The 26,970-nt window shown below is 66.3% G+C and carries 26 protein-coding genes and 1 pseudogene; 13 read left to right on the top strand and 14 right to left on the bottom strand.

Going from position 1 to position 26,970, the window contains the following annotated elements; genetic code table 11:
• The first annotated feature begins 35 nt into the window (after window positions 1-35).
• Window positions 36-1,226 carry a GAF domain-containing sensor histidine kinase gene (locus BG61_RS05780; RefSeq protein ID WP_035930588.1) on the top strand — a complete coding sequence of 397 codons (1,191 nt, stop codon included), beginning with the start codon at window positions 36-38 and terminating at the stop codon, window positions 1,224-1,226.
• 34 nt (window positions 1,227-1,260) lie between these two features.
• Here the strand turns inward: BG61_RS05780 and BG61_RS05775 are convergent, their stop codons facing one another.
• Window positions 1,261-1,560, bottom strand: a complete 300-nt coding sequence (locus BG61_RS05775; protein WP_035930585.1) for a DUF3861 domain-containing protein — start codon at window positions 1,558-1,560, stop codon at window positions 1,261-1,263.
• A gap of 15 nt (window positions 1,561-1,575) precedes the next feature.
• On the bottom strand, window positions 1,576-2,199 hold the full coding sequence (locus BG61_RS05770; RefSeq protein WP_051672304.1) for a PadR family transcriptional regulator: 624 nt from the start codon (window positions 2,197-2,199) through the stop codon (window positions 1,576-1,578).
• Window positions 2,200-2,427: 228 nt separating this feature from the next.
• Here BG61_RS05770 and BG61_RS05765 point away from each other — a divergent pair, with 228 nt between their 5' ends.
• Complete coding sequence (locus tag BG61_RS05765; RefSeq protein ID WP_035930582.1) at window positions 2,428-2,661, top strand: hypothetical protein; 234 nt, start codon at window positions 2,428-2,430, stop codon at window positions 2,659-2,661.
• A 124-nt stretch (window positions 2,662-2,785) separates the two neighbouring features.
• On the opposite strand, the gene BG61_RS05760 is transcribed toward BG61_RS05765, so the two are convergent.
• The 3 genes from BG61_RS05760 to BG61_RS05750 all read right to left on the bottom strand — a co-directional run bounded on the left by BG61_RS05760 (window position 2,786) and on the right by BG61_RS05750 (window position 7,039).
• Window positions 2,786-4,183, bottom strand: coding sequence for an undecaprenyl-phosphate glucose phosphotransferase (locus BG61_RS05760; protein ID WP_035930579.1), 1,398 nt, complete (start codon window positions 4,181-4,183; stop codon window positions 2,786-2,788).
• Window positions 4,184-4,203: 20 nt separating this feature from the next.
• The gene (locus tag BG61_RS05755) at window positions 4,204-4,953 is read right to left on the bottom strand and encodes a Crp/Fnr family transcriptional regulator (RefSeq protein WP_035930731.1); all 750 of its coding nucleotides are present in this window, start codon (window positions 4,951-4,953) and stop codon (window positions 4,204-4,206) included.
• A 1,048-nt stretch (window positions 4,954-6,001) separates the two neighbouring features.
• Window positions 6,002-7,039, bottom strand: coding sequence for a DUF1839 family protein (locus tag BG61_RS05750; RefSeq protein WP_035930576.1), 1,038 nt, complete (start codon window positions 7,037-7,039; stop codon window positions 6,002-6,004).
• A gap of 381 nt (window positions 7,040-7,420) precedes the next feature.
• On the opposite strand from BG61_RS05750, the gene BG61_RS05745 reads away from it, so the two are divergent.
• The 4 genes from BG61_RS05745 to BG61_RS05730 all read left to right on the top strand — a co-directional run bounded on the left by BG61_RS05745 (window position 7,421) and on the right by BG61_RS05730 (window position 11,790).
• Complete coding sequence (locus tag BG61_RS05745) at window positions 7,421-7,948, top strand: GNAT family N-acetyltransferase (protein ID WP_035930573.1); 528 nt, start codon at window positions 7,421-7,423, stop codon at window positions 7,946-7,948.
• Window positions 7,949-7,990: 42 nt separating this feature from the next.
• On the top strand, window positions 7,991-9,139 hold the full coding sequence (locus BG61_RS05740; protein ID WP_035930569.1) for a glycosyltransferase family 4 protein: 1,149 nt from the start codon (window positions 7,991-7,993) through the stop codon (window positions 9,137-9,139).
• A gap of 668 nt (window positions 9,140-9,807) precedes the next feature.
• On the top strand, window positions 9,808-10,554 hold the full coding sequence (locus tag BG61_RS05735; RefSeq protein ID WP_035930729.1) for a FadR/GntR family transcriptional regulator: 747 nt from the start codon (window positions 9,808-9,810) through the stop codon (window positions 10,552-10,554).
• A 255-nt stretch (window positions 10,555-10,809) separates the two neighbouring features.
• Window positions 10,810-11,790: a Gfo/Idh/MocA family protein gene (locus BG61_RS05730; protein WP_035930565.1), complete on the top strand. Its 981-nt coding sequence runs from the start codon at window positions 10,810-10,812 to the stop codon at window positions 11,788-11,790.
• A 77-nt stretch (window positions 11,791-11,867) separates the two neighbouring features.
• Here BG61_RS05730 and BG61_RS05725 read toward each other — a convergent pair whose 3' ends face one another.
• The 6 genes from BG61_RS05725 to BG61_RS05700 form a co-directional block, all read right to left on the bottom strand.
• Entirely contained in the window at window positions 11,868-12,527 is a 660-nt protein-coding gene (locus BG61_RS05725; protein ID WP_035930562.1) for an amino acid ABC transporter permease, read from the bottom strand.
• A gap of 167 nt (window positions 12,528-12,694) precedes the next feature.
• Entirely contained in the window at window positions 12,695-13,486 is a 792-nt protein-coding gene (locus tag BG61_RS05720) for a cystine ABC transporter substrate-binding protein (RefSeq protein ID WP_035930559.1), read from the bottom strand.
• A gap of 123 nt (window positions 13,487-13,609) precedes the next feature.
• Window positions 13,610-14,632, bottom strand: a complete 1,023-nt coding sequence (locus tag BG61_RS05715) for a quinone-dependent dihydroorotate dehydrogenase (protein WP_035930556.1) — start codon at window positions 14,630-14,632, stop codon at window positions 13,610-13,612.
• Between the two features lie 167 nt (window positions 14,633-14,799).
• Window positions 14,800-15,618, bottom strand: a complete 819-nt coding sequence (locus BG61_RS05710; protein WP_035930553.1) for an arginyltransferase — start codon at window positions 15,616-15,618, stop codon at window positions 14,800-14,802.
• Between the two features lie 90 nt (window positions 15,619-15,708).
• The gene (aat, locus tag BG61_RS05705) at window positions 15,709-16,440 is read right to left on the bottom strand and encodes a leucyl/phenylalanyl-tRNA--protein transferase (RefSeq protein WP_035930550.1); all 732 of its coding nucleotides are present in this window, start codon (window positions 16,438-16,440) and stop codon (window positions 15,709-15,711) included.
• 14 nt (window positions 16,441-16,454) lie between these two features.
• A complete protein-coding gene (locus tag BG61_RS05700) occupies window positions 16,455-17,000 on the bottom strand; it encodes an NUDIX hydrolase (RefSeq protein ID WP_035930546.1) in 546 nt (181 codons plus the stop codon).
• Window positions 17,001-17,438: 438 nt separating this feature from the next.
• Between BG61_RS05700 and BG61_RS05690 the strand changes: the two genes are divergently transcribed.
• The 3 genes from BG61_RS05690 to moaE are packed head-to-tail and all read left to right on the top strand — an operon-like array spanning window position 17,439 to window position 19,442.
• Window positions 17,439-18,671: a molybdopterin molybdotransferase MoeA gene (locus BG61_RS05690; protein WP_338152270.1), complete on the top strand. Its 1,233-nt coding sequence runs from the start codon at window positions 17,439-17,441 to the stop codon at window positions 18,669-18,671.
• Window positions 18,672-18,694: 23 nt separating this feature from the next.
• The gene (gene moaD / locus BG61_RS05685) at window positions 18,695-18,952 is read left to right on the top strand and encodes a molybdopterin converting factor subunit 1 (RefSeq protein ID WP_035930539.1); all 258 of its coding nucleotides are present in this window, start codon (window positions 18,695-18,697) and stop codon (window positions 18,950-18,952) included.
• Window position 18,953: 1 nt separating this feature from the next.
• Window positions 18,954-19,442: a molybdopterin synthase catalytic subunit MoaE gene (gene moaE / locus BG61_RS05680; RefSeq protein ID WP_035930537.1), complete on the top strand. Its 489-nt coding sequence runs from the start codon at window positions 18,954-18,956 to the stop codon at window positions 19,440-19,442.
• 36 nt (window positions 19,443-19,478) lie between these two features.
• On the opposite strand, the gene BG61_RS05675 is transcribed toward moaE, so the two are convergent.
• Entirely contained in the window at window positions 19,479-20,009 is a 531-nt protein-coding gene (locus tag BG61_RS05675; protein ID WP_035930534.1) for a group III truncated hemoglobin, read from the bottom strand.
• A gap of 309 nt (window positions 20,010-20,318) precedes the next feature.
• Here BG61_RS05675 and BG61_RS05670 point away from each other — a divergent pair, with 309 nt between their 5' ends.
• The 4 genes from BG61_RS05670 (at window position 20,319) to BG61_RS05655 (ending at window position 25,541) form a co-directional block, all read left to right on the top strand.
• Complete coding sequence (locus tag BG61_RS05670) at window positions 20,319-20,825, top strand: Rrf2 family transcriptional regulator (RefSeq protein WP_035930532.1); 507 nt, start codon at window positions 20,319-20,321, stop codon at window positions 20,823-20,825.
• A gap of 178 nt (window positions 20,826-21,003) precedes the next feature.
• Window positions 21,004-23,601 carry an ATP-dependent chaperone ClpB gene (gene clpB, locus BG61_RS05665; RefSeq protein WP_035930530.1) on the top strand — a complete coding sequence of 866 codons (2,598 nt, stop codon included), beginning with the start codon at window positions 21,004-21,006 and terminating at the stop codon, window positions 23,599-23,601.
• Between the two features lie 244 nt (window positions 23,602-23,845).
• Window positions 23,846-24,160 (top strand): helix-turn-helix domain-containing protein, encoded by a 315-nt coding sequence (locus BG61_RS05660; RefSeq protein ID WP_035930726.1) that lies wholly within the window; start codon window positions 23,846-23,848, stop codon window positions 24,158-24,160.
• Entirely contained in the window at window positions 24,153-25,541 is a 1,389-nt protein-coding gene (locus BG61_RS05655; protein WP_081867987.1) for a HipA domain-containing protein, read from the top strand. Before BG61_RS05660 ends, BG61_RS05655 begins: the two co-directional genes overlap by 8 nt.
• Window positions 25,542-25,603: 62 nt before the next feature.
• On the opposite strand, the pseudogene BG61_RS05650 reads toward BG61_RS05655, so the two are convergent.
• Together BG61_RS05650 and BG61_RS05645 are read right to left on the bottom strand one after the other, a co-directional pair.
• A pseudogene (locus BG61_RS05650) lies at window positions 25,604-26,086 on the bottom strand (YidB family protein); the annotation flags it as partial.
• Window positions 26,087-26,316: 230 nt separating this feature from the next.
• Entirely contained in the window at window positions 26,317-26,844 is a 528-nt protein-coding gene (locus BG61_RS05645) for a ComEA family DNA-binding protein (RefSeq protein WP_035930522.1), read from the bottom strand.
• Window positions 26,845-26,970: the final 126 nt, after the last annotated feature.

The following is a 26,970-nucleotide window of genomic DNA, read 5'->3' as shown; positions in this document are numbered from 1 at the left end:
ATCCCTCGCCACTCGAGAACCCGCCCCGGCCCACGATGAACGACAGCAAAGAAGCAATCGCGCGCGACGTTGAGGCGATAGGCCGTATCGGCTCCGTTCCTTCCATGCTGCGCGTCATCTGCAAGAACACGGGGCTGGGATTTGCCGCCGTCGCGCGCGTGACGGAGGGAAACTGGACCGCCTGCGCCGTGCAGGACGACATCCAGTTCGGGCTGAAGGCGGGCGGGCAACTCGATGTCAACACGACGCTGTGCATCGAGGCCCGCGCGGCGCGCAAGCCGGTGGTCATCGACAACGCGAGCAGGGACCCGGTCTACTGCAACCACCACACGCCGCGGCTCTACAACATCGAGAGCTATATTTCGGTGCCGATCGTGCTATCGAGCGGCGAGTATTTCGGCAACCTCTGCGCGATCGATCCGCGTCCGCGTGTCGTCTCCGATCCGCGCACGGTCACGATGTTCACGCTCTTCGCCGAGCTGATCGCGCTCCAGCTGGAAAGCGAGGGGCGGCAACTGGAGACCGAATCGGCGCTCGTGAACGAGCGCGCGGGGTCGGAACTGCGCGAGCAGTTCATCGCGGTGCTCGGCCACGACCTGCGCAACCCGCTTGCCGCCGTCAGCGCGAGCGCCGAGCTGCTCGTGCGGCGCAGCCAGGAGCCCGAGACGGTTTCGATCGCCCGCCGTCTGCAGTCGACGACGCGCCGCATGTCGCGGCTGATCGAAGACGTGATGGACTTCGCGCGCGGCCGGCTGGGCACGGGAATCGGCGTGTCGCTCGCGGCGGAAGGCGATCTCGGCACCGCGCTCGCGGACGTGGTCGCGGAATTGCGCGACGCCAATCCGGGCCACACGGTGGTGGAGCGCATCTCGATCGGCCGCTGCGTCGATTGCGACCGCGGGCGCATCCAGCAACTGGTCTCCAACCTGCTCGGCAACGCGCTCACGCACGGAACGCCCGATCAGCCCGTGACGGTCGATGCATCGATCGACGGCGCGCTGCTCGTCATCGCTGTGTCGAACGCGGGCGCGCCGATCGCGGCCGGCGACCTCCACCGGGTTTTCGAGCCCTACTGGCGTCCCGCGACCAGCAAGCCGGGCGGCGGACTCGGGCTCGGCCTGTATATCTGCTCGCAGATCGTCAAGGCGCATGGCGGCACGCTCGAGGTCACTTCGTCCGCGCAGGCGGGCACGCGTTTCGTCGCGCGGCTGCCCGTGTGCCATTGAATGCGCGCGTGGCGCTGCCCCGCGCCCGTGACGCTCATGCCGCGGGTGCGTTGCGCGCCTTCACCCTGCCGATGAACGCGCGATAAGGCTCGCGCAGGTCCGCGAACAGCGGGTCGTCGCGGTGCTTCAGCATGACCTCGCCGAGCAGCTTGAGCCCCATTGCGAACTGGGCGGCCTCATCGGGCGGGAAACCCGAATTCGCCCGCGCGCGATCGACAATGGCGAGCACCTCGTCGTGATTGATCGCCTCGAACGTGAGCGGCGCGTGCAGTTCGTCCGTGCCTTTCGGATTGGCCGTGTGCTCGACGGTGATGCGGTAGTGATGTCCTTTCATGCGAATTCCCCTCGTTCAAAGCTGGTCGATTTCGTGTGTCGCGCGCGCGAGGATCTCGCGGATCTGCGCGATGCGCTCTGCGTCGAGATCGCCCGAGCGCACCCGCGCGATCACCGCGCCCTTCAGCCGGTGAAACGCATCGCGCAGTTCCGGTGAACGCGCGCGGCCGCCGGGCCCGGGGTTGCCGTGCTCGTTGCCGTGCTCGTCGCCGTGTGTCTCCGCATGTTTCCCGTCGTGGCCCGGACGCGGCAGCCCGCCTGCCAGGCGCGCGTTGATGGCGTTCAGGAACGGCTGGTTTTCCGCGAGATGCGCATTGCCCTCGGCGGTGATCGTGTAGCGCTTCTTGCTGCCTTCCGTCACCTCCACCGTCACGAAGCCCTGGTCCTCGAGCAGCGACAGCGTCGGATAGACGACGCCCGGGCTCGGGCTGTACAGGCCGCCGCAGCGGGCTTCGAGCGCCTTGATCACGTCGTACCCGTGGCGCGGCGTTTCACCGATCAATTCCAGTATCACGAGCCGCAGATGGCCCGAATCGAACATCCTGCGCCGCATGCCGCGCCCGCCGTGGCCGCCATGTCCGCGCAGCGGATGCTCGGCGGGCGTTTCGAACAGCAGGTGGCTTCGATGTCTTCCGAACATGGCGTATCCCTCTTGAGTACGATTAGATATATCTTAACAAAGATATATCTTTTGTGAAGGAGTGTTGTGTTGCCGATTCTTACGACCGGATACGGCCCGAAAGGGCGGGAATCAGAGCGGCGCATCCAGAAACCGATGTCGCGTCGCCGCAGCGGGCGCTTGGGGCGTTGACAGACAGATCGGCGGCTTTGCCTTATCCTCAATCGACATTCCAGGCTATCCCATTCGATGAATCCCGACCTTCGACACACGCTCGACACCGCCTACGAGCGCCTGAGACACATGGACCCTTCACCGACGGCGTTCGCGGGCAACTACGCGCTGTGCCTCGGCATCATCATGGGGGGCGAGACCTGCGGGGGGATGTCGAAGGAGGAGGCGGCGGTGGAGCGCGCGCACCTGTCGATGCTCGCGACGATGTATGAGATCAAGCTCGGCGTGCGAAGCGGCTTCGGCCGGTAGGGGATGCGCCGGCGCGAGGCGCGAGACACAAGACGCGAAACAACGAAGGCCCGGCAGCGACGCTCCGGGCCTTGTGCTTGTGCTTGTGCGGCGCGAGCGCGCAATCGTTAGCGCGAGCGGCCGGTCAGTAGGCGTTGCGGCCGATGAAGCCCTTGATCATCGTGATTGCGACGATCTTGATGTCGAACCAGAACGACCAGTTGTGGATATAGAAGAGGTCGAACTTCACGCGGCTTTCCATCTTCTCGACCTTCGTCGTCGCGCCGCGATAGCCGTTCACCTGCGCCCAGCCGGTGATGCCGGGCTTGATCCGGTAGCGGTACATGTAGCCGTAGACGAGGTCCTTGTACATGTCGTCGTGTTCGATCGCATGCGGGCGCGGGCCGACCACCGACATGTCCCCGAGCAGCACGTTGAGGAATTGCGGCAGTTCGTCGAGGCTCGTGCGCCTGATGAACGCGCCGACCTTCGTCACGCGCGGATCGTTGCGGCTTGCCTGCGTGACATGCCCCGCATGCTCGACGTGCATCGCCATTGAGCGGAACTTGTAGATGCGAAACGGCCGTCCGTCCGCACCCTTTCGATACTGCGTGAAGAGCACCGGTCCCTTCGACGTTGTCTTGATCGCAATCGATATGCCGATCAGGAGCGGCGCGAGCGCGATGAGCGCCGCGGCCGCGAAGCAGCGGTCGAAGAGCAGCTTCGGCCACATCTGCATCGCGGAGACGGGCGACGTCGTGAGGTTGATGGTCGGCAGGCCGGCCACGTCCGTCATCGAATGATTGAAGAGCGACATGCTGCGCGTGTCGGGAATGAGGCGCAGGTTCACGAAGTCGTGGCGCAGCGCGTGCAGGAAGCGATAGATCGTGTGCTCCTGCGAAAGTGGCAGCGCGAGCCACACTTCGTTGATGTCTTCGGCGCGGACCTTGGCGAGAAACTCGTCGAAGTCGTTGAGCACCGGCAGGCGGCCCGTGCGTGCGCTGCCGATCCCGCTTGCGTGGAGCGCTTCGTCGCCGCTGGTGTCGAGGATGCACACCGGGGTGAAGCCCTGTCCCGGCGTGCTGCTCAGATGCGCGAGCAGCGTGCGGGTAAAGCCCTGCGCGCCAACGATTGCGACCGTGCGCTGGTTCAGGCCCCGGCTTCTCATGACGCGCAGGACCGAATACACGAGGCACTTGGACGCGATGATGAGCGCGCCGGAGATGATCGTCGAATACGCGAACCAGAGGCGCGAGACGGCATCCATCCGGTGCAGCGTGAACGCGAGCAGCAGGCCCGCGGCGACCACCGCCATCCACGCGAGCGCGACGCGCGCGAGCATGGCCGCGAGCGGTTTGCCGCGCCAGGTGTCGTATACGCCGAAGGCCGGGAAGATGAGCAGGGCGAGCACCGAGTTGAAGGCGATCAGGAGCCGTTCGGTGTCGCCGAAATCCGTCGACGCGGAGAAACGCATCGAATGCGCGATCAGCCCGCCCGCGATGATGAAACCAACATCGAGGCAACGGGCGGTCCGATCTAGCATGGTCTGGTTCCGTGATTGAATCAGGCGCCGGAGATCGAGTGCGCCGGCTCGGTCGCGCGCAGGCGGGGAAGCAGCCGGTCGAACTCGCGCTTGACCAGACCGTAGCATTCACATGCGCGCGCTTCCAGTCCCTCGCGATTGACCACCTTGATGCAGCCGCGGCTATGATGGATGAGGCCGGCGTCGTGCAGCTTGCCTGCCGCTTCCGTCACGCCTTCGCGACGCACGCCGAGCATGTCCGCGATCAGTTGCTGCGTGACCTGCAACTCGTTCGACGCGGTGCGGTCGATCTCGATCAGCAGCCACCGGCACAGCTGCTTGTTCAGCGAATGATGGCGGTTGCATGCGGCCGTCTGCGCGACCTGCGTGAGGAGCGCCTGCATGTAGAGCAGCATCAGGCGGCGCAGGAAGTCGGAGCGGCCGAACTGTTCGCGCAGGGCTTGCGCACTCATGCGGTATGCGAAGCCGGGGCATTGCACCTGCACGCGCGTCGGCATCGTTTCGCCGCCGGTGAGCACGGGCACGCCCGTCATGCCTTCGCGGCCGACTGCCGCGATCTCGACGGAGCCGCCGTCTTCCATCGTGTGAAGCAGCGAGATGATGGCGGTGGTGGGGAAATAAACGTGATGAATGCGCTGACCCGAATCGCACAGCAGTTGTTCGGTACGAAGTTGAACCAGTTCCAGATGAGGCGTGAGGGCTTGCCATTCGTGCGCCGGAAGCGCTCCAAGCAAGTGGTTGCCATGCAGGTCGGACTGAAGGGTCAGCATGATTTTTCTCTCGTAACTTCGCGCGGTGCGCTTCACTTTTATTTACTGGCGCGAGCGTCTGGTGAAGCGTCTTGAGCGTGCTTCTCCGCAAACCTCTCACCGCCAGCCCCGTAGCAGCCTGGTCGACGCGTTGCTTTTGTTGTTCGGGGCATCGGTCCGGGTTGCGACTCTCTTTTAGCGAGGACCGTGCCAATGTGGGCAGCGCCAATGCCACCATGGAAGCGATCGGACTGTGCGCTGCGTGACGCAGCGCAGCGCAAGATTTTTGTTTCACTCTTGAACATCGCTAGTCTTAGGAATTGGGAAGCATCCTCCGTCCGGGGGGACGGTTTCGTCTGCGCAATGCCTTACTGGAAGGGCTTTCCAGTTTTTGTCCGCCCCTGCAGCAAGCCCGCCCGGCGGGCCTCCCTACCGATGCCAGTCACCATTAGTAGGGTCATTGAAAAATGATTCATAACTGTTGCATCTCATGCGTGGGCTACCGAACGCACGCTTTTTTGGCTCGGCGCGAGTCCGCTCAGAAGCCCGTGTGACAAGGCTCACCGGGAATTTTCGGGGGGCCGTTGCACGCGTATCGGCGTTGCGCGGAAACGTTGCGTGGAGGGCACGAACAGAAATGTGCACGGGTGAATCGTCGATGGCATCGTGCCCGTCAGCCCGTTGCCGATTCATCGACAGCCCCCGCGCGTCAGGATCGCGGGCAGCCCGGGCGCGGCTTGCGACAGTGCGCGGGCGCCGGGCCGAACATGGGCGGCTCGCCGGACAAACCCGAAACGTTTGCGGCAGTCGCACGTTACCCGCGAATCGGTCTCATCTGCGGAGCGCCGCTCGCGCGAGCGGAAATGTTTCAGTTGGCGACAGTGCGAACCGAGCGGCCCCGCACGCGCACTGTTCGCGGTGCCACCGTTAATCGCGGATTGCTGCCCATCGTTGTCGTCGCCCTGACGTCGCACGCAACGGACAGGCGCCGCACTGCGCAATCGTTGCGCAGACAACCAACGGTGGGCGAATCGAGAGAATCGGGGCGATCGGGAAGCCCGCAACCGAATCAGCAGACGAGCGCGGCGAGCACGGGCACGACGCGGTCGTACGCGTCTTCGAGGACGTCGAAGCATGCGTCGCAGAGATCGCGCCGTGAGCGCGACACCGAACGCGCGAGACGGCACTGCATGACCATCGACTCGCTCGCGATCTTCTGTGCGGCGAGAGGCGCGTCGCCCGGGATATCGAAACCCTGCTTGCGCAACCACCGCAGGTACTGTGCGAGGAATTCGAAGTTCGCGCCGAGCTGCCGCATCACGTTGAACGCATAGTGCCGCGTGTGCGGGGCGCCGCGTTCGAGCATCGTCTCGACGTGGGCGGGGAATGCCGCGCGCCAGCGCGTCACCGGATTGTCGTGGGGGCGGCGCAGCAGATGCGCGCAGAGCAGATCGGCCGACATCTCCGCGAGCGCCGTGCCGCTGAGCGCGGGCCGCACGCGCTTGACGAACTCGGCATGCGGAAAGAGGAGCGCCCGATCGGCGGCGAGCGCGGGCGTGCGTTGCAGCACACCATCGTAGTCGTCGCCGTCGAGCACGTGATAGCCGGTGTTGTGGAAATAGCCGAGGCGCCGCCGCTCGGGATCGATGACGTCGATCGCGATCGTGGTCTTCGTGTGTTCGCGGTGATACGAGATCGAGCGGGTATTCGGCAGATGGAACGCGTCGACTTCGATCAGGACCGTGTTCGCGCGCCGCGTCTGCGTGAGCGCGCGCTCTTCCAGCGAATCGAAAATGGAAAGTGCCTGCACCTGCAGGCCGTAGAGCCGCTCGATGTCTTCCGGCGGGAGCCGCGGACAGGCGAACTGATCGCCTTCGAAGTCCTGCGTGACGGTACAGGCGAGCGCGGCACGCGGCTCGAAGCCCTGACCGTGGAGCAGTTCGATCCACAGGTCGATGTGGCCATCGGTGTCGTGCCAGACGCGTTCGCCGCGATGCAGGGTGTGCGCGTGATGACGGCGTGCGCGCATGTGCAGGGGATCGAGGCTCACCACGCGTGCGCGCGTTGCGCCGGAACCTGCGATGCCCGTGGTATGGAGCGCGCTCATGCAATGCCCCCGAGGCGAACCTTGCCCGATCCGATGTCGAAGCCGGACGCAACTACGGGCTCCTTCGCGATGCTGCCCTTGCCGGCGACGGTGATCATGTCGATTTTCCCATGAAGCGTGAAGGTTATGCGAGCGGGAAATCGAGGACGTGCGCGCCCCTTGGCTGCACTGTGTCGTGAAGCGCAGCCGAAAGCGTATGCAGATTCAATCTGCAGAACATAGGGTGCCGGCGTCGATCCCCGCGTCGCCTTGCGTGTGGTCTGCCCCATTTGACTGAGCCGCATGCGCGGTCGTCGGTGCGATGCCGCACGGAAGCCTAGCGGTGGGGGACGTAACGTGTCACTGTCGCAACGTCTGCCGTTGCCGCATGGAGACCGAATAATGAATTGGAAAGCACTGGACTTCGAGCAGCTCACCGCGCGAGAGATTTATCTCATCCTGCGCGCACGCAGCGCCGTGTTCGTGGTCGAACAGTCACATGTGCATCTCGACGCCGACGGCCGCGACGAAAGCGGCGTGCACGTCTTCGCCACCGAGGACATGACGCGGCCGATGCCCGTGCTGGCTTACGCGCGCATTCACGAAGGCGACGCCGAGGATCCCGAAGTAGTGGTCGACAAAATCCTGACAAGCCCGCTCAGGCGCGGCGACGGCACGGCCGAAGCGCTGATCGAGCGCGTGATCGCGGTCGCGGCCGAACGCTGGCCGGGCCGCGGCGTGCGGCTCTCCGCGCCTGTCAGCCTGCGCGCGTTTTACGAGGCGTTCGGCTTTCGCAAGACCGAAGGACCGTTTCTCGAACACGGCATGCCGTACATCGGGCTCACGCGCAAGAGCCGCCAGGCGCGCGATCTCGCCGGTCTGACGAAAGCGCAGCCCGGCGCCTTCACCGATACCAACGAACTCCTCTGAGCAATCCGGAGCCACGCCGATCACATCGACCCTTCGGACCTCATGCGCATCGTTCACCTCGCCAACCATGCACAAACGATAGGCAACGGCACCGTCAACATGATGGTCGATCTCGCGTGCGTGCAGGCGCGCGGGGGACACGACGTGGTCGTCGCGTCGTCGGGCGGCGGCTTCGAGCCGCTCTTGCGGCGCCACGGCATCACGCATGTCGTGCTGCAGCAGTCGCGCCAGCCGTGGCGCGTGCCGTCGATGGTCGCGGGCTTCAACCGCCTGATCGAGCGCTTCGATCCCGAGATCGTGCACGCGCACATGATGACGGGCGCGCTCGTCTCGCGCTTCGGCGGGATGCGGCGGCGCTTCGCGCTCGTCACGACCGTGCATCACGAGTTTCAGAAAAGCGCGGCGCTCGTGCGTTGCGGCGACCGCATGGTCGCTGTCAGCGACGCGGTCGCGGCCGTGCTGACCGAGCGCGGCATCGCGCCCGAGCGCCTGAGCGTGGTGAGAAACGGTACGGTCGGCTCGCCGCGTCTCGCGTGCAGGCCGCCCGCGAAGCCGGTTCGTCTGAAGCATCCGAACATCGTGTGCGTCGCGGGCATGTATCGGCGCAAGGGCATCGCGGATCTGCTGGATGCGTTTGCGCGCGTGCGCGCCGGTGCCGAGGACGAGCGTGAATTCCTGCGCGAGCCGCATCTGTACCTCGTCGGCGACGGTCCCGACCGCGGGCTGCTGGAGGAACGCGCGAACGAACTGGGCATCGGCGCCGCGGTGCATTTCACCGGTTTCGTCGCGGACCCGCGCCCGTACATGGCCGATGCCGACGTATTCGCGCTCGTCTCGCATCAGGACCCGTGTCCGCTCGTGCTGAGCGAGGCGCGCGAGGCGGGCTGCGCGATCATCGGCACGCGCGTCGGCGGCATCCCCGAGATGCTCGACGGCGGCGTCGCGGGCGTGCTCGTGCCGCACGGCAATCCGCCGGAGCTCGCGACGAAGCTGCGCTGGCTCCTGCTCGACACGCACGTGCGCACGCAGTACGCCGCCCGCGCGAGGCGCAACCTGGAGGCGCTGTCCGTCGATCGCGTCGGCAGCGAATACATGGCGATCTATCAGCGCACGCTCGCCGAGCGGCTGTCGATCAATCGCCGCGAAGCGGGCCACGACGCCCGGCGCGCCCGCGCGGACGGCGCGCTGTGAGCGGCGCGCGCGGCGGACGCGACGACGGACTTGATGACGGGTGCGATAACGGCCGCGACGACGGACGCGTCGTCCGGCTCGATGCGGCGATCCGGCGGGGTCGCCGCCTTGCATGTGCGGCACACCCTTGCGCTGCGGGCGTTGCCGGGAGCCAGACGCCGCATGCGGCCTCGCGGTTGATCAGACAAATGGCCCTTGCGCGGCAGGGAACGTACGGGTGCGCACAGAACGCTCATGCGATGCTTGTTCAAATGAATGCGAACCGATTCGATTTCCGAAACGTTTCGGGCAGTGACCGCATGAGCGGGAATCCCGGGCGTTCGTTCGTAAGCCTGACTGACGGACGGCGGCGTGTGCACAGTGTTCGGGCCCGGCTTTCGTCGGACAAATGACTCGCCGCCACGTTCGTGTTTCCAGTGGCAGGCGGTGCGGCCGAAAACGGAGGAGTCGCGGTGGATACATAAAAAGCGGTGCGATACGAAAAGCCGACGCCAGAGGGAATACCCTGTCAGGACTTTCCCAACTGGTGCTCGGTGCAATGAAGACGCAACGTATCGAGCACGATGAATGCGCTGTCGGGCATTTGTCGTGTCTTTCGCAGCTTGGGGAAGCGCGAGGGAGATGCGCAGGGGCATACGGCGAAGGTCAGGCGCAAGGGGAGAAGCGTGATGGATGAAAACAAAGAGCGATCGCTGGTGGCGAAGGTGATGGACGGACTCGTCTCGGGCATCGTCGAGCAGAAGTATGGCGCGATACTGCCGCCGCAGGACATTCTGTCCAAGGAATTCGACGTCAGCCGCACGGTGATGCGAGAGGCGCTCAGCATGCTCCTGGCCCGTCACATGCTCGACGTGCGCCCGAAGACGGGCACGCGCATCCGTCCGATGAGCGACTGGCGGCTGATCGACGAAGACGTGGTGAGCTGGAGGTTTCGCGCAAAGCCGGATCAGACATTTTTGCGCGATGTAATCGAATTCCGCATGCTGATCGAGCCGCGCGCGGCCGCGCTTGCAGCCGTGCGCGCGACGCCCGAGGAAGTCGCCGGCATCCGCGAGGCGCTCGATTCGCTGTCGCAGCTCACCGTCGGCGAGCCCGAGTACCAGGCCGCCGACGAAGTGCTGCACACGCGCATCGTGGCGGCGAGCGGCAACCAGTTTTTTCGCCAGATGACCGCGATCGTGCGCGGTGCGCTGGTGACGGTGAACCCGATCGTCGACGGCATCGAGGCGGTCCGGGAAGCGACGCTCGCCGCGCAGCGCAGCGTCGTCGAGGCGATCGAGGCCAAGGACGCAGCGGGCGCCGAGCGGGCGACCCGCGCGTTGATCGATCTGGCCGCGGAGGAAGTGGGCCGCGCGTTTTCGCTCGACCTCGGCTCGGTGAATCCGCCGGCCGTCGGAGCGTCCGCACAGGCGTAGCGCGCCGGAGTGTTCCGGCATTCGGTTCGAGCGCTGCGAAGCCGGGGTGAGCCCCGGTTTTTGCTTTCTGAGCCGCTCTTTTTGACCGCTCGTTTCAGGTGCGTCGCGCGGGTCGGCGGCGTCCGTAATTCATCCCTTTCCTGAGCCCCTGAACTGCGGTGCCGGCGCGCGGTGCCCGGCATCGTCATGCGCTTGAGGCACAATGCGTCGCGATGCGGATATCTCCGCCACACGACCTCGAGGGAGAAGCAATCGATGAGCAACGACACCACGATCCGCTGGGGCATCGTCGGCGCAGGCCGGATCGCGCGGCGTTTCGCGCAGGGGCTCGCGCACGTGCCGGGCGCCGTGCTGAGCGGCGTCTGGTCGCGGCGGCCGGAACCCGCCCGCGCGCTTGCCGCGGCGTTCGGGGCGCGTGCGTTCGACAGCTTCGACGCGCTCATGGGCGGCATCGACGCGCTCTACATCGCCACCATGCAGGACAGCCACCCGCAGTACGCGCTCGCCGCGTTCTCGGCCGGCAAGCCCGTGCTGTGCGAGAAGCCCGCGGCGGTGAATGCGCGCACGTTGCAGAAGATGATCGACACGGCGCGCGCGTCGAAGCTGCTCTTCATGGAAGCGATGAAGCCGCCGTTCTATCCGCTCTACGGCCAGTTGCGCGCGCATCTGGCGGCCGACCCGATCGGCGCGATCGGGCTCGTGCGCGCGGGCTGCTCGATGGCGAACGTCCCGCTGGACCATCCGTCGTATTCGATGGACAGCGGCGGCGGCGCGCTGCTCGACATCGGCGTCTACGAGGCGTTTCTCGCCGTCGACTGGCTGGGTGAAGCGCTCGACGTGCAGACGATCGGCCGGCTCGGCCCGACGGGCGTCGACACGTTCGCGAGCCTCAACGTGCGCCACGAGCGCGGCGTCGCGCAGCTATTCTGCGGAATGGATTTGCAGGGGCGGGGCGACGCGCTCATCGGCGGCACGCTCGGCACGGCCACGATCCACGAGAACTGGTGGAACCCGGCTCGCGCGACGGTCCGGTATCTCGACGGCCGCACGGTGGAACTCGATGCGCCGTTCGAAGGCGGCGGCCTCAACTACGAGACCGCGCATTTCTGCGAACTGCTGCGCGCCGGGGCGATCGAGAGCCCGGTGATGTCGCATGCCACCTCGATGCGCATGATCGCCATCATCGACGCCGCGCGCCGCGATCTGGGCCTGCGCTTTCCCTTCGAGAGCGAATAGAGGCCTGAAACAGGGGCTTGAAGCAGGCGCTTGCGAACGGGTGCCAGCGGAAGGCGTAAAGGCGTGCGGGCGGCGCCTCAGTGGCGTCCGGGCAGCGCGAGGCGCCGCTCGAAGCGCCGCTGCACGAATTCGAGCACGCTGCACAGCACCCAGTAGACGAACGCCGCCGCGAGATAGAGCGGCAGCGGCTGATAGGTCGCGGCGATCACTTCCTGCGCGCTGCGCAGCAGTTCCGTCACGGTGATGACCGACACGAGCGACGTATCCTTGATGAGGCTGATGAGGCTGTTCGACAGGCTCGGCACCGCGATCCGGAGCGCCTGCGGCCCGATCACGTAGCGCAGCGTCTGCGTGCGCGAGAGCCCCAGGCTGTAGGCGGCGAGCCACTGGCCGGTGTGAATCCCGAGAATCGCGCCGCGCATGCTCTCCGACAGATACGCCGCCACGTTCGCCGACAGCGCGATCACGCCCGCGGGCGTCGGTTCGAGCGAGATGCCGAGGCTCGGCAGCCCGTAATAGATCACGAATATCTGCACGAGCAGGGGCGTGCCGCGCATCACGCTCACGTAGCAGCGGCCGATCGCGACGAGCGCCCGGCTGCGGCTGATGCCCATCAGCGCGAGCACGACGGCCGCAATCAGGCCGAAGAACATCGAATAGAGGGCGAACTTGATCGTCAGGAGGGCGCCCTGCGCGAGCACAGGAGCGGATTGGACGAGCAGGGATGTCGTGGACATGTGGGCGAAAAGTTAGCCGGCAGGTTGGGCAGACGCGCGAAAGCGCACATCATAAACCGGCACCGAAAAAGTGAAGGGCGGCACCGCCACCGGATGCCGCCCTTCGGTTCCCGCGTCCGGCGGGCGCCCGCATGGGGCGCGCCGGCGGTTCGCTGCGGCCGGAGGCCTTACTTGGCAGGCTTCGTCACGTCGATGCCGAACCACTTGTCGGAGATCTTCGTGAACGTGCCGTCCTGTTCGAGCTGGGTCATTGCGTCGTCGATGGCCTTCTGGAACTTCGGATTGCCCTTCTTGAACGGAATGCCCGACGGATTGCCCGCGCCGACGTTCGAGCCCGGGCGCAGCGGCAACTGCGAATTCTTCGTCAGATACGCGAGCATCAGGCGGTCGTTGAGGGCCGCGTCGAGCCGCCCGGCCGCGAGATCGCGCAGGTATTCGGGCGCGCCCGGATACGTCTTCACGTCGATGCCCGGCACGGCCTTCGCCATGTCCATGTAGTTCGTGCCGAGCGCGACACCGAGCTTCTTGCCCTTCAGCTCCTCAAGCGACTTGAACTCGCGCTTGTCGTCCTTGCGCTGGATCAGCTGCGCGTTCGAGTACGTGTAGGCGGGCGAGAAGTCGAGCGTCTGCTTGCGGGCGTCGGTGATGCCGACCTGGTTCACGATCACGTCGAACTTGCCTGCCTGCAGGCCCGCGATGATGCCGCTCCACTCCGTCGTGACGAACTCCGGCTTGACGCCGAGCTTCGCGGCGACGGCCTTCGCGATGTCGATGTCGAAGCCGACCAGTTCGCCCTGCGGCGTCTTCGAGTTGAACGGCGGGAAGGTGCCTTCGACACCCACGCGCAGCGTGCCGCGCGCCTTGACGCTGTCGAGCAGGTCTTCCGCGTGGGCTGCGCCCGAAAGGGACGCGCCGATCAGGCCGGCCACCAGCACTTTCTTCAGCAGGGACAATTTCATCGTGTTCTTTACCTCCTGGTTGATTTTCGTACGACGTGCCGCGTGGTGCTGCCACGGGCATCAAGTGGGGCGATGATAGTCAAAAGCCAATCGCCCATTAAATATCGTTTGTTTATTTCTATATTACGCGAGCGCCTCGACGCATTCGGTCACGAGCGCCGGTCCGCGATAGATGAGCCCGGTGTACAGCTGCACGAGCGATGCGCCCGCCGCGAGCTTCGCCCGCGCGTCTTCACCGGAAAAGATGCCGCCCACGCCGATGATCGGCACTTCCGTGCCGACTTCGGCGCGCAGCTTGCGGATCACGTTGTTCGACGCCTCGAACACGGGCTTGCCCGACAGGCCGCCCGCCTCGTCGCCGTGCGGCATGCCGGTGACCGCCGTGCGCGAGAGTGTGGTGTTGGTCGCGATCACGCCGTCTATCCGGTGGCGCAGCAGCGTGCCCGCGATCGCCTTGATCTGCTCGTCGTCGAGATCGGGCGCTATTTTCAGCGCGAGCGGCACGAGCTTGCCGTGCAGGTCGGAAAGGCGCTGCTGCTTGTCCTTCAGCGCGCCGAGCAGGGAATCGAGCTCGTCCGCGCCCTGCAACTGGCGCAGGTTCTTCGTGTTCGGCGACGAAATGTTGATCGTCACGTAGCTCGCGAACGGATAGACGCGTTCGAGGCAGTAGAGATAGTCGTCGGCGGCGCGCTCGATCGGCGTGTCGGCGTTCTTGCCGATATTGAGGCCCAGAACGCCCTGGTAGCGCGCGGCTTGCACGTTCGCGACGAACTGGTCGACGCCGCGGTTGTTGAAACCCATGCGGTTGATGAGCGCGTCCGCGTCCGGCAGGCGGAAGATGCGCGGGCGCGGGTTGCCCGGCTGGGCGCGCGGCGTGACCGTTCCCACTTCGATGAAGCCGAAGCCGAGCGCCCCGAGCCCGTCGATGCACGCGCCGTCCTTGTCGAGCCCTGCCGCGAGCCCGACCGGGTTCGGAAACGTGAGGCCCATGACCTTGCGCGGCGAGTCCGGCAGGCGCTTCGCGAGCATGCCGGCGAGTCCCGTGCGTCCGGCGGCGCCGAGCATGCGAAGCGTCAGGTGGTGCGCGTCTTCCGCGTCCATGCGAAATAGGCGGGCGCGGGCGAGCGGGTAAAGAGAACTGAGCACGAAGGGGAGGCCGGCGACGGCAAAAATTGGGACCCGCTATTTTACCGGCTTTGGCGGTGCCTCCCCGGGATTTCGGACAATGCCGATTGCAGGAGGCCGGATAGCGGCGCGCATGTCGTGCCGGCGATGGCCCGGCGGCATCGGCGAAGCCGGGCCCGGCGCGGCGGCTAGCGCGAGGGCGGCATTTTTCCCGGCATCGGCGGGGTGCCGGCGGAGTGCGTCGTGGCGGGGTCGAGCAGGGACCAGCGGCCGTCGACGAGTCCTTCCAGCGGCCGGAAATTGGCCTTGTACGCCATCTTGTCGCTTTCGCGGATCCAGTAGCCGAGGTACACGTACGGCAGATCGAGGCTTTTCGCCTGCTCGATCTGCCAGAGGATGTTGTAGGTGCCGAAACTCGTGCGCGAGAGACCCGGCTCGAAGAACGTGTACACCGACGAGAGCCCGTCGCCGAGGATGTCGATCATGCTGATCATGCGCAGTTCGCCGGGCACGTCCGGATGGCCCGGATGCGCGGGCTCGCGGAATTCGACGAGGCGCGAATTGATCCGGCTCTGCAGCAGGAACTGCTCGTACTGGTCGCGGCTGTCGCGGTCCATGCCGCCGCCCGCGTGACGCGCCGACTGGTAGCGCATGTAGAGCGCGTAGTGCTCCTCGTCGTAGTGAAGCGGGGCGACGCTCGCGATCAGGCCGCCATGCTGCTTCCACACGCGCCGCTGCGTGCGGTTCGGCGAAAAGCGCGCGATCGGCACGCGCACCGGCACGCACGCGCGGCAGCCGTCGCAGTACGGGCGATAGGTGAACACGCCCGAGCGCCGGAAGCCCGCCTTGACGAGTTCGGTGTAGACGTCGGAGTTGATCAGATGGCTTGGCGTCGCGACCTGCGAGCGGGCGATGCGCCCGTCCAGATAGCTGCAGGGATAGGGCGCTGTTGCATAGAATTGCAGCGCGGAAAGCGGTGAAAGCGGCAGCTCGTTGGGGTGAGTCACGTTGGCGGCTCTCGCAGTCGTCTTCTCTCGGTCCCGGACGGTTGCGCGACTACGCCAGTCACGCGAGCAGTCATCGAGTCTTGCGTCGTATCAGCGCGCGAGCACATCGAGAAGAGCGGTCTTGTCGAAGTGCCAGGGAATCGGCGGCTGCGCGACCGCGCCGCGCAAGTGCGTGACGAACGCACGGCGCGCGATCTCGCGGCCGCCCAGCGACGCCAGATGCGACGTATTCTGCTGACAGTCTATCATCTCAATTTCATGGCGGCGCAAGTGGCCGACGAGCGCCGCGAGCGCGATTTTCGACGCGTCGCTTCTGTGCGCGAACATCGATTCGCCGAAAAACATCTTGCCGAACGACACGCCGTAGAGGCCGCCCACGCGCTCGCCGTCGAACCACGTTTCGACGCTGTGCGCGTCGCCTGCGCGATGCAGCGTGGAATAGGCCTCGACGATGTCCGCCGTGATCCACGTGCCGCGCTGGCCTTCGCGCGGCGTCTGCGCGCACGCGCGCATCACGGCGGCGAAGTCGTGGTCGACACGCACTTCCCAGCGCGGCTCGCGCAGCACGCGCTTTAGCACCTTGCGCAGCGAATCCGACACCTTGAATTCCCGCGGAAAGAGGACCATGCGCGGATCGGGGCTCCACCAGAGCACCGGCTGGCCGTCCGAGTACCACGGGAAGATGCCGCGCCGATAGGCATCGATGAGCCGCGACGGCAGGAGATCCGCGCTTGCGGCAAGCAGGCCCGGCGCGCCGCTCGTCGCGCCGAGCGCGCGCTCGACGGGCGGAAACGGATCGTCCGGTGCGAGCCACGGAACCATGGTGGGCGCTCCGCTCAGCCGTCGCGCAGGGTGCGGAAGATGTCGCCGGTGTGAAGGGTGTAGTTGCCGGCGGCGCGGTCGGCAAAGAAAAAGCGCAGCGTCTGGCCGACCGTGGGGAACGCGATCTCGTCCCAGGGGATTTCGCTTTCGTCGAAAAGCTTCACTTCGAGGCTTTCCTCGCCGGCGTCGACGTCGATGTCGAGCAGGCGCGCGAGGTAGAAAAGATGCACCTGGTGCACGTGCGGCACGTTGAGGAGCGTGAAAAGGCTCTGGATCTCGACGCGCGCGCCGGCTTCCTCCAGCGTTTCGCGCGCGGCGCCTTCGCTCGTGGTCTCGTCCATTTCCATGAAGCCCGCGGGCAGCGTCCAGTAGCCGTAGCGTGGCTCGATCGCGCGGCGGCAGAGCAGAACCTTGTCGTCCCAGACCGGCACGGTGCCGACCACGTTGCGCGGATTCTGATAGTGAACGGTGCCGCAGTTGCCGCACACGAAGCGTTCGCGATTGTCGCCGGGCGGGATGCACAGGCCGACCTCGTGGCCGCAGACGGAGCAGAATTTCATGGAAAAAGGAGTCGAAAAGTGTGGTGCGAGTGTATCACCGAGGGTGGGGGGCGCGCGTCGGCGCGCGGGGCGGATTCGTTCGTTGTGTGCGGTGTTTCGGGGCAGGCGGGGGTGGAGACGCTCGCGCTCTGCTCGTTCCCCGTTTGGCGTGATTCGGGCTTCGACTGGGCCTGGTTCGGACCTCGCGCGCGGTCACACGACGCTCGCGTCACAGGAGACGCGAGGCCGTTGAGTGCCGCGGAAATGCCGCTCGCGTGATCGGAGGTCCATTTCCGGCGCAGTGGCGGCCGCCCGGTGTGGCCGCCCGCCGCCCCGATCGAGTCGGCCGCTTGTCGCTACAATAGTTGCTTCCGCTTTCACCGACCCTGACGAACGCGTTCACCGGCGCTCAGCTCCCACCCCATGTCATCCACGCCCGCTGCCCCCTCACGCCCGCCCATGCTCGCCACTGCCGAAGCGCTCGAGATCCTGCTCGCCGCGGCGCGCCGCGTCCCGGGCATCGAGACCATCGATACCCTCGACGCCCTCGGGCGCGTCCTCGCCACCGACGTGGTGTCGCCGCTCGACGTCCCGCCGATGCACACGAGTTCCATGGACGGCTACGCGGTGCGCGCGGCGGACCTCGCGGGCGCATCGGAGGGCGCGCCCGTCGTGCTGCCGGTCTCGCAGCGCGTACCCGCGGGGCACGTCGCCGGGCCGCTCGCGGCGGGCACGGCGGCGCGCGTGTTCACCGGCGCGACCGTGCCGCCGGGCGCCGACACGATCGTGATGCAGGAAATGGCGAACGCGTCCGCCGACGGCCATGTCGCGTTCGCACAGGCGCCAGCCAGCGGCGAATGGATCACGCGGCAGGGCGCGGACATCCGCCAGGGCTCGGTGATCCTGCCCGCCGGCACGCGGCTCACGCCGCAGGCGCTGGGGCTCGCGGCATCGGTCGGCTGCGCTGCGCTCGAGGTGGTGAGAAAGACGCGCGTCGCCGTCTTCTTCACCGGCGACGAACTCACGATGCCCGGCGAGCCGCTGCGTCCCGGCGCGATCTACAACTCCAACCGCTTCACGCTGCGCGCGCTGCTCGCGAAGCTCGGCTGCGACGTGACCGATCTCGGCATCGTGCCCGACCGGCTCGACGCCACCCGCGACGCGCTGCGGCAGGCGGCGCGCGATCACGACCTGATTCTCACGTGCGGCGGCGTCTCGGTGGGCGAGGAAGATCACGTGAAGCCGGCGGTGGAGGCGCAAGGGCGCATCGCGATGTGGCAGATCGCGATGAAGCCGGGCAAGCCGCTCGCGTTCGGCGCCGTGCGGCGCGGCGAGCCGGGCGATGGCGACGAGGCGTTTTTCATCGGCCTGCCGGGCAATCCCGTGTCGAGCTTCTGCACTTTCCTGCTGTTCGTGCGGCCGTTCATCCTGCGGCTCGCGGGCGTGGAATCGGTGGCGCCGCGCGTCCACTCGATGCGCGCCGACTTTTCGCAGAAGAAGGGCGACCGGCGCAACGAATTCCTGCGGGCGCGCGTGAACGAGGCGGGCGGCCTCGACGTGTTCGAGAACCAGAGCTCCGCCGTGCTGACATCGACGGTATGGGGCGACGGCCTGATCGACAACCCGCCGAACCACGCGATCATCGCCGGCGAAATCGTGCGTTTCATCCCGTTCTCGGAACTGATGCGCTAGAGGCACAACGGAACAAGGCAATCATGAAAGTGGAACTGAGGTTTTTTGCGAGCGTGCGTGAAGCGCTCGGCGTCGCGAACGAGAGCGTGGAAGTGCCCGATGGCGTGGTGAACGTCGGCGACGTGCGCGCGTGGCTGCGCACGCGCGGCGGCGCATGGGCCGAGACGCTTGCAGAAGGCCGCGCGCTGCGCATGGCGTGCAATCACGTGATGACGGACCCGTCGGAGCGCATCACGGAAGGCTGCGAAGTCGCGTTCTTTCCGCCGGTGACGGGTGGCTGACATGACCAGGGTCAGGGTGCAGGAAGCGGATTTCGACATCAGCACGGAAGTCGCTGCGCTGCGCGCGCAGAATCCGAAGGTGGGCGCGGTGGCGTGCTTCGTCGGCACCGTGCGTGATCTGAATGAAGGCAGCGCCGTCGAGACGATGGAGCTCGAGCACTATCCCGGCATGACCGAAAAGTCGCTCGAGGCGATTGCCGCGCAGGCGCGCGAGCGCTGGCCGGGGTCGGACGTGCTGATCGTGCACCGCATCGGCAAATTGAAGCCGCTCGACCAGATCGTCCTCGTCGCGACGACCGCGATGCATCGCGCCGACGCGTTCGAGTCGTGCGCGTTCGTCATGGACTATCTGAAAACCCAGGCGCCGTTCTGGAAGAAGGAAAAGACGGAAGCTGGCGAGCGCTGGGTGGATGCGCGCGAATCGGACGATTCGGCGCTCGCGCGCTGGGGTGTCGAGGCGGGCACACCGGGCAACGCGCGCAAACAGTAGGGGCAAGCACGAGCATCAGGAGCCAGGCGGCGCCTTTCAGCCCGGCTTTCCCCGTCCGACGAACCTGGCCGGAAACGGCTCGCCGCCGCTGCGAGCGGGCAGGTCGGGCTGCGGCTCGCCCCCCGTGCGCAGGCGCTTGAGCGCGGCGAGCAGTTCCTGCTGCTCGGCCGGAATCGGGTAGTCCCAGCCGAATTTGCTGAGCTGCAGGCTCTGCGCGATTCGCAACGCCGGTTCCATGAACTGCACCGCCGCGGCGGGCTCGTAACGCGCCTCGACCGTGTTCAGGAACAGCGACAGCCAGCGCGCGAAATGCTGCGGCTCGATGTCGCCGAGCGGCCGGTGCGCTTCCTGCACGTTGCCGCGATACTGCTTCGAGCCCAGCACGAGGCTCGACCAGAACGTCGTCATTTTCGCGAGATGCTCGTCCCAGCGGCCGGTCAGCTCGCGCGAAAAAATGGGGCCAAGCAGGGGATCGTCGTCGACTCGCCGGTAGAACGCTTCGACGAGCGAGCGCACGTTCGATTCGTCGGGCTCGGCGTAGCGGGGCGGTTCGGTTTCGTGATTCATGATGTCGTGGCGGCGTCCGGGACGGCGCGTCTTAAGTATTCCGTTAAAAATCCGGCGGTTACATCCGGCCCTGCGCACCTTACGATTGCTGACGGACGGCATCGATCTGACGCACAATGGCGCGATATTCATCTTAAGCGACCCGCTCGACGAGTATCGCGACGGCAGCGGATATTAGACGCTGCGGCTCGCGCAGGGCGAACATCCTTGCCCGCCTCGCGGGTTTCGAGCCGTTGTTTGAGCCATCCGGGACGAACCGTTTCACGCGTTCCTTCGCTTACCGACGCGCCGCCGCGCGTGCGCCCAACCATGCGACTTACCGATTACACCGACTATTCGCTGCGCGTCATGCTCTATCTGGCTGTCAGGCCCGAAGGCCTCTCGACCATACAGGACATCTCGGACGCTTACGGCATTTCCAAGAACCACCTGATGAAGGTCGTGCAGCGGCTCGGCGAGCTCGGCTGGGTGGAGACGGTGCGCGGCCGCAATGGCGGCCTGAGGCTCCACGCGCGTTCCCGAGCGCTCTCGATCGGCGAGGTGGTGCGCAAGACGGAGAACGACTTTTCGATCGTCGGCTGCTTTGCCGACGACGCCGAGGCCCACCGCCGCTGCGTGATCCAGGCGCATTGCCGCCTGAAGGGCGTGTTCGCCGCCGCGCGCGACGCCTTTCTCGCCGAGCTCGACAAGCATACCGTCGGCGACCTGGCGCATCCGGCGGGCGAGCTCGCCGGACTGCTCGGCATCGTGCGCCTCGTGCCGGCCGGTGGCATGGGCCCCGCCGGCGTCGTGCCGCGCGTCGCCGAGGCGAGCTGAGTCCCGCGCTTGCCCGCTCGCGGCTGCCTGCAGACTCGCCCCGCACCCGCCCCGACGAGGCTTCACCGGCCACGGCTTGTCGAAAAACAAAGGAAAATGCGCACCCGCCGCAAATTCACGCTTGAAAGCGCCGAAAAACACCTCATTTTGAACACATTCCGAATTGGAGGTCTCAATAATGAGAATCGACAAGCTAACCACGAAGTTCCAGGAAGCACTGTCCGACGCGCAGAGTCTTGCCGTCGGGCATGACAATCAATACATCGAGCCGCTGCACCTGCTGGTTGCGCTGATCGCGCAGCAGGACGGTTCCGCGCGTTCGCTGCTCGCGCACGCCGGCGTGCAGGTTCAGGCGCTGCAGACCGCGCTCAACGAAGCGATCGGCCGCCTGCCGCAGGTGCAGGGCACGGACGGCAACGTGCAGGTGAGCCGCGAATTGGCGGGCCTGCTCAACAGCGCCGACAAGGAAGCGCAAAAGCTCAACGACACGTACATCGCAAGCGAGATGTTCCTGCTCGCCGTCGCCGACGACAAGGGCGAAACCGGCCGCATCGCGAAGCAGCACGGCCTCACGCGCCGTGCGCTCGAAGCCGCGATCAACGCGGTGCGCGGCGGCGCCCAGGTAACGAGCCAGGACGCGGAAAGCCAGCGCGAGGCGCTCAAGAAGTACACGGTCGACCTGACCGAGCGGGCGCGCTCGGGCAAGCTCGACCCCGTGATCGGCCGTGACGACGAAATCCGCCGCTCCATCCAGATCCTGCAGCGCCGCACGAAGAACAATCCGGTGCTGATCGGCGAGCCGGGCGTCGGCAAGACGGCGATCGTCGAGGGGCTCGCGCAGCGCATCGTCAACGGCGAAGTGCCGGAAACGCTCAAGGGCAAGCGCGTGCTCTCGCTCGACATGGCCGCGCTCCTCGCGGGCGCGAAATACCGCGGCGAGTTCGAGGAGCGGCTGAAGGCCGTGCTCAGCGACATCGCGAAGGACGAGGGCCAGACCATCGTCTTCATCGACGAGATCCACACGATGGTCGGCGCCGGCAAGGCCGAAGGCGCGCTCGACGCGGGCAACATGCTCAAGCCCGCGCTCTCGCGCGGCGAGCTGCATTGCATCGGCGCGACCACGCTCGACGAATACCGCAAGTACATCGAGAAGGACGCGGCACTCGAGCGGCGCTTTCAGAAAGTGCTGGTCGACGAGCCTTCGGTGGAAGCGACCATCGCCATCCTGCGCGGCTTGCAGGAGCGCTACGAACTGCACCACGGCGTCGAGATCACCGATCCGGCGATCGTCGCGGCGGCGGAACTGTCGCATCGCTACATCACCGACCGCTTCCTGCCCGACAAGGCGATCGACCTGATCGACGAGGCGGCGTCGAAGATCAAGATGGAAATCGACTCGAAGCCGGAGGAAATGGACCGGCTCGACCGACGTCTCATCCAGTTGAAGATCGAGCGCGAAGCCGTCAAGAAGGAGAAGGACGAAGCGTCGCAAAAGCGTCTGCAACTGATCGAAGAGGAAATCGAGCGGCTGAATCGCGAATATTCCGATCTGGAAGAGATCTGGACCGCCGAGAAGGCCGCGGTCCAGGGCAGCGCGCAGCTGAAGGAAGAAATCGAGAAGGTGCGCGCCGACATCACGCGGCTGCAGCGCGAAGGCAAGCTGGAGAAGGTCGCCGAGCTGCAGTACGGCAAGCTGCCGGAGCTCGAGGCGCGCCTGAAGCAGGTCACGCAGGCGGAAGCCACCGAGCAGAACAATCCGACGCGTCCGCGTCTCCTGCGCACGCAGGTCGGCGCGGAGGAAATCGCGGAGGTCGTGTCCCGTTCCACCGGCATTCCGGTGTCGCGGATGATGCAGGGCGAGCGCGAAAAATTGCTGCAGATCGAAGGCAAGCTGCATGAGCGCGTGGTCGGGCAGGACGAGGCGATCGGCGCCGTCGCCGATGCGATCCGCCGCTCGCGCGCCGGTCTCTCGGACCCGAACCGGCCGTACGGCTCGTTCCTGTTCCTCGGGCCGACGGGCGTCGGCAAGACCGAGCTGTGCAAGGCGCTCGCGGCGTTCCTGTTCGACTCGGAAGACCACCTGATCCGCATCGACATGAGCGAGTTCATGGAGAAACACAGCGTCGCGCGGCTGATCGGCGCGCCGCCGGGCTATGTGGGGTACGAGGAGGGCGGCTACCTGACCGAGGCCGTGCGCAGGAAGCCGTACAGCGTGATCCTGCTCGACGAGATCGAAAAGGCGCACCCGGACGTGTTCAACGTGCTGCTGCAAGTGCTCGACGACGGCCGCATGACCGATGGCCAGGGCCGCACCGTCGACTTCAAGAACACGGTGATCGTGATGACGTCGAACCTCGGCTCGCAGGTGATCCAGTCGATGGTCGGCGAACCGCACGAGGCGGTGAAGGATGCGGTCTGGGAAGAGGTCAAGCTGCACTTCCGGCCCGAGTTCCTGAACCGGATCGACGATGTGGTCGTGTTCCATTCGCTCGACAGGACCAACATCCAGTCGATCGCGCGGATCCAGCTGCAGCGTCTGCACGACCGGCTCGCGAAGCTCGACATGCAGCTGGAGGTGTCGGACGCGGCGCTCGAGCAGATCGGCAAGGTCGGCTACGATCCGCACTTCGGTGCGCGGCCGCTGAAGCGCACGATTCAGCAGCAGGTCGAGAACCCGGTCGCCAAGCTTATTCTGGCGGGCAGGTTCGGGCCGAAGGACGTGATCCCGGTCGACGTGCGGGACGGGCAGTTCGTGTTCGATCGCGTCGTGCATTAAGCGGCGCGGCTGCGGCACGCGAAGGGCAACGGAGTGATCCGTTGCCCTTTTTTGTCGCCCGGGGAAAATCCATGCAACTGCATGGAAAATGACCTATCCGCTGCCGGTGCAGGAGAAATCTGTGCGACTGCACGGAAATGCTCAAAGCGAATCGACATTCATCGAAAATCCATTCAATTGCATGGATTTTCAGTCCGCATCGGCTTGTTGTGCTAAAATCATTGCAATCGAATGGATTTTTACCGTGAAGATCGAACTCATTGATTCCCACGACATCGGCGTTGCCGTGCGCGCCGCACGCAAGGCCCAACGTCTGCGCCAGGACGATGCCGCGGGCAGCATCGGCGTCAGCGAGAGTTTTCTCGGCAAGGTCGAAAAGGGCGCGGAAAGCGTGCACTGGGGCAAGCTCTTTCGCGTGCTCGAAGGGCTCGGGGTGCGCGTGAGCGTCGATATCCCGGATGACGCCGCCGCGCTCTTCGCGGGCGAGGAACAGAAGCGTTATGCGCGCGTCGAGCGGGCCGAAAAGCGCAAGGCGGCGCGGGAGCGTGCGGATGAATGACGAACCGGGCGGCGCTCTTTCCGACGTCGCATCGCCGGGGGCGGATGCGGTTCAGCCGGTACCGTCGGCGGCGCGCAGCCTGGTCGCGAGCATCAACGGCATCGCAGTCGGCACGCTCACCGCCGACAACGACATCTGGGCGTTCACCTACCTTCCGGCCTGGCGCGAGCGCGCCGACAGCTACGCGCTGAGCCCAGCGCTGCCGCTGCAGCAGGAAACCTGCCGCGACGGCAGCACGCGCCGCTCGGTCCAGTGGTATTTCGACAACCTGCTGCCCGAGGAAGGCCAGCGCACGCTGCTTGCCCGCGACGCCGCGATCCGCAACGAAGCCGACGCCTTCGCGCTGCTCGCGCACTACGGCGCCGAGTCGGCCGGCTCGGTGACGCTGTATCCGCCGGGCGCCGCAGAGCAGAACGCGATCCACGAGCGGCGTCTGACGGACGAGGCGCTTCAGGCCCGCATCGACGCGCTGCCGCGCGTGCCGCTCACGCACGATGCGCTCAAGCGCATGTCGCTCGCGGGCGCGCAGCACAAGCTCGCCGTCGTGCTGCGCGGCGGCGAGTTGTTTGAGCCCGCCGGCCACACGCCGTCCACGCACATCCTGAAGCCCAATCATCAGGACACCGACGACTATCCGCACTCCGTCATCAACGAATGGTTCGTCATGATGCTCGCGGCGAAGCTCCAGCTCGACGTGCCGGCGGTGCACCGCCGCTATGTGCCCTCGCCGGTGTATCTCGTCGATCGCTTCGATCGCGAGGCGCGCGCCGGCGCCTGGCAGCGCCTTCATACGATCGACGCGTGTCAGCTGCTCGACCTCGCGCGCACCTTCAAGTACGAGCAGGGCAGCGTCGAGCAACTCGCGGCGATCGCGGAGCGTTGCCGCAATCAGGCGTCGGCGCGCGCGCGCCTCTTCTCCTGGCTCGTGTTCAACGTGCTTGCCGGCAATTCGGACGCGCATCTGAAGAACCTGAGTTTTCTCGTCTCGCACGACGGCATTCAGCTCGCGCCGTTCTATGACCTGCTGAGCGTCGCCGCGTACGGCACGCCGTCGTATCAGAAGAGCGACTGGCCGGGCCGGGCGGCGTTCGCGTGGGACATTCTCGGCGCGCGGCACTATGCCGACTTCGACCGCGCGCTGATGCTCGCTGCCGCCGACGTGCTCGGCATCGCGCGCAAGACGGCCGAGCGCCTGCTCGATGCGCTCGTCGGCAACATCGCGAAGGCTGCGGGCGACGTGTATGCGCAGGCCGAGGACGCAAATGCCGCGCTGCTCGCGCGCGACCCCCGGCTCGCGGCGCCGCTCGGCGGCGAACTGACGTGCCTGCGCGTGATCCGTCATACGATCATCGCGGACATGGTGCGCAGGCTTCAGAAATGAGAAGCCCCGCCGGGCTGTCGACCCGGCGGGGCTTGCTGAAGAAACAAAAAACGCGGTGCGGTTCAGGCGGTCTTGTCGCCTTCGCTCTTGCCGAAGAGGCCCGCGAGGCCGCCGAGCGATCCGAGCACGCCGGCGAGATCGAGCTGGCCTTCGGCCGGCACTTCGCCGTTCGGCGTGGCGCGGTCGACCACGTTGGGCAGCACCGCCGCGAGCATCCCCGACAACTGGTCGCCCGAGACGCCCGCCTTCTGCGCGAGTGCGCCGACGGTATCCGAGCCGAGCACGTTGTTGAGCGTGTCCGGGCTGATCGGCTTGTTCTCGCCCGTGCCGATCCACGATGAAACGATGTCGCCCGCGCCGTGTTCCTGGAAGCGCTGAATCAGGCCGTTGAGTCCGCCCGGCTGGCTGTTGACGAATTCGAGCGCCGCGGCGATCAGGCTGGACGGGCCGCCGCCGCCTTCTGGCGACGATTTGCCGAGGGAGGATGCGAGGGTATCGAGTAGGCTCATGGCTGTCTCACTTCGAGGTGTTGCGGGTTGGATGCCGCCCGGGGCTTCGCACGGCTGCGACTACGACTACGATTGCGATTACGACGGCGAAGCGCGGACGGGAGGCGCCGCCTTCAGGCTGACGGCGAAAAGTGCTGTTGCTGCTGCAGTTGCTGTTCTCGTTGCAAGGCCGCTGCACGCCGATTGAACGATCCGGCTTCGCGAAGCCGCGCCCCTGCATGGGACGCGGATCCGCTCATTAGGTTCATCGAGGCCGGCCCGGCGGCTCACTGGCTCGCGGCTGCGGCGCTGGCGGCCTTGTCCTTCTTGCTCTTCGACTTGCTCGGCTTCGTCTCGCTCGCGCCGGATGCGGCGTCCGCGCTTGCCTTCTTCGATGTCTTCGTCGCCTTGGTGCCGGATGCCGCGGACGCTGTCCCGGCCGTCGCCGTGGTTGCGGCGGGCGGGGTCGCCGCCGTGGACGGCTTCGCGGTCGGCTTGGCCGCGGAGCCGGACGGCGCGTGCGCAGCCGGCTTGCCCGTGGGCGGCACGGACGAGCCGCCGATCGTCAGTCCGGCTTCCTCGAGCTTCGCCACCGACTTCGTTCCGAGGCCCTTCACGCGGGCGGCGAGGTCGTCGGCGTCCTTGTAGGGGCCGTTCTTCGCGCGTTCGTCGATGATCGCCTTCGACTTCACGGGCCCGAGACCCTTCACCGACTCGAGCGCGGCCTGATCGGCCGTGTTGACATCGACGGCGGCAAATGCGGCGCCAATCGACAGCATAAAGGCAACGCACAGCATCAGCAGCTTTTTCAGCATGACAGGCACTCCAGAGAGAGCTAGGTTGAAAAGTCGGACGGGCGGTGCCGATCGGTGCCGTTAAGCATAGGATAAAAACCGCCCTGGACGTCGACGGCCCGCATTTTGCCCGACGAATCGGGTGTT

It is taken from the genome of Caballeronia glathei, from assembly GCF_000698595.1.
Lineage (GTDB): Bacteria > Pseudomonadota > Gammaproteobacteria > Burkholderiales > Burkholderiaceae > Caballeronia > Caballeronia glathei.
This window is presented reverse-complemented; position numbering and strand designations above follow the sequence as displayed.

Bases quoted from the DNA above. Each gene is read 5' to 3' on its own strand.
- BG61_RS05750 (WP_035930576.1), bottom strand. From the start codon at position 7,039: ATGAGCGCGCTCCATACCACGGGCATCGCAGGTTCCGGCGCAACGCGC.
- clpB (WP_035930530.1), top strand. From the start codon at position 21,004: ATGAGAATCGACAAGCTAACCACGAAGTTCCAGGAAGCACTGTCCGAC.
- BG61_RS05755 (WP_035930731.1), bottom strand. From the start codon at position 4,953: ATGCTGACCCTTCAGTCCGACCTGCATGGCAACCACTTGCTTGGAGCG.
- BG61_RS05700 (WP_035930546.1), bottom strand. From the start codon at position 17,000: ATGAAATTCTGCTCCGTCTGCGGCCACGAGGTCGGCCTGTGCATCCCG.
- aat (WP_035930550.1), bottom strand. From the start codon at position 16,440: ATGGTTCCGTGGCTCGCACCGGACGATCCGTTTCCGCCCGTCGAGCGC.
- BG61_RS05670 (WP_035930532.1), top strand. From the start codon at position 20,319: ATGCGACTTACCGATTACACCGACTATTCGCTGCGCGTCATGCTCTAT.
- moaD (WP_035930539.1), top strand. From the start codon at position 18,695: ATGAAAGTGGAACTGAGGTTTTTTGCGAGCGTGCGTGAAGCGCTCGGC.
- BG61_RS05720 (WP_035930559.1), bottom strand. From the start codon at position 13,486: ATGAAATTGTCCCTGCTGAAGAAAGTGCTGGTGGCCGGCCTGATCGGC.
- BG61_RS05645 (WP_035930522.1), bottom strand. From the start codon at position 26,844: ATGCTGAAAAAGCTGCTGATGCTGTGCGTTGCCTTTATGCTGTCGATT.
- BG61_RS05740 (WP_035930569.1), top strand. From the start codon at position 7,991: ATGCGCATCGTTCACCTCGCCAACCATGCACAAACGATAGGCAACGGC.
- BG61_RS05775 (WP_035930585.1), bottom strand. From the start codon at position 1,560: ATGAAAGGACATCACTACCGCATCACCGTCGAGCACACGGCCAATCCG.
- BG61_RS05770 (WP_051672304.1), bottom strand. From the start codon at position 2,199: ATGTTCGGAAGACATCGAAGCCACCTGCTGTTCGAAACGCCCGCCGAG.
- BG61_RS05725 (WP_035930562.1), bottom strand. From the start codon at position 12,527: ATGTCCACGACATCCCTGCTCGTCCAATCCGCTCCTGTGCTCGCGCAG.
- BG61_RS05675 (WP_035930534.1), bottom strand. From the start codon at position 20,009: ATGAATCACGAAACCGAACCGCCCCGCTACGCCGAGCCCGACGAATCG.
- moaE (WP_035930537.1), top strand. From the start codon at position 18,954: ATGACCAGGGTCAGGGTGCAGGAAGCGGATTTCGACATCAGCACGGAA.
- BG61_RS05745 (WP_035930573.1), top strand. From the start codon at position 7,421: ATGAATTGGAAAGCACTGGACTTCGAGCAGCTCACCGCGCGAGAGATT.
- BG61_RS05735 (WP_035930729.1), top strand. From the start codon at position 9,808: ATGGATGAAAACAAAGAGCGATCGCTGGTGGCGAAGGTGATGGACGGA.
- BG61_RS05690 (WP_338152270.1), top strand. From the start codon at position 17,439: ATGCTCGCCACTGCCGAAGCGCTCGAGATCCTGCTCGCCGCGGCGCGC.
- BG61_RS05655 (WP_081867987.1), top strand. From the start codon at position 24,153: ATGAATGACGAACCGGGCGGCGCTCTTTCCGACGTCGCATCGCCGGGG.
- BG61_RS05730 (WP_035930565.1), top strand. From the start codon at position 10,810: ATGAGCAACGACACCACGATCCGCTGGGGCATCGTCGGCGCAGGCCGG.
- BG61_RS05780 (WP_035930588.1), top strand. From the start codon at position 36: ATGAACGACAGCAAAGAAGCAATCGCGCGCGACGTTGAGGCGATAGGC.
- BG61_RS05760 (WP_035930579.1), bottom strand. From the start codon at position 4,183: ATGCTAGATCGGACCGCCCGTTGCCTCGATGTTGGTTTCATCATCGCG.
- BG61_RS05765 (WP_035930582.1), top strand. From the start codon at position 2,428: ATGAATCCCGACCTTCGACACACGCTCGACACCGCCTACGAGCGCCTG.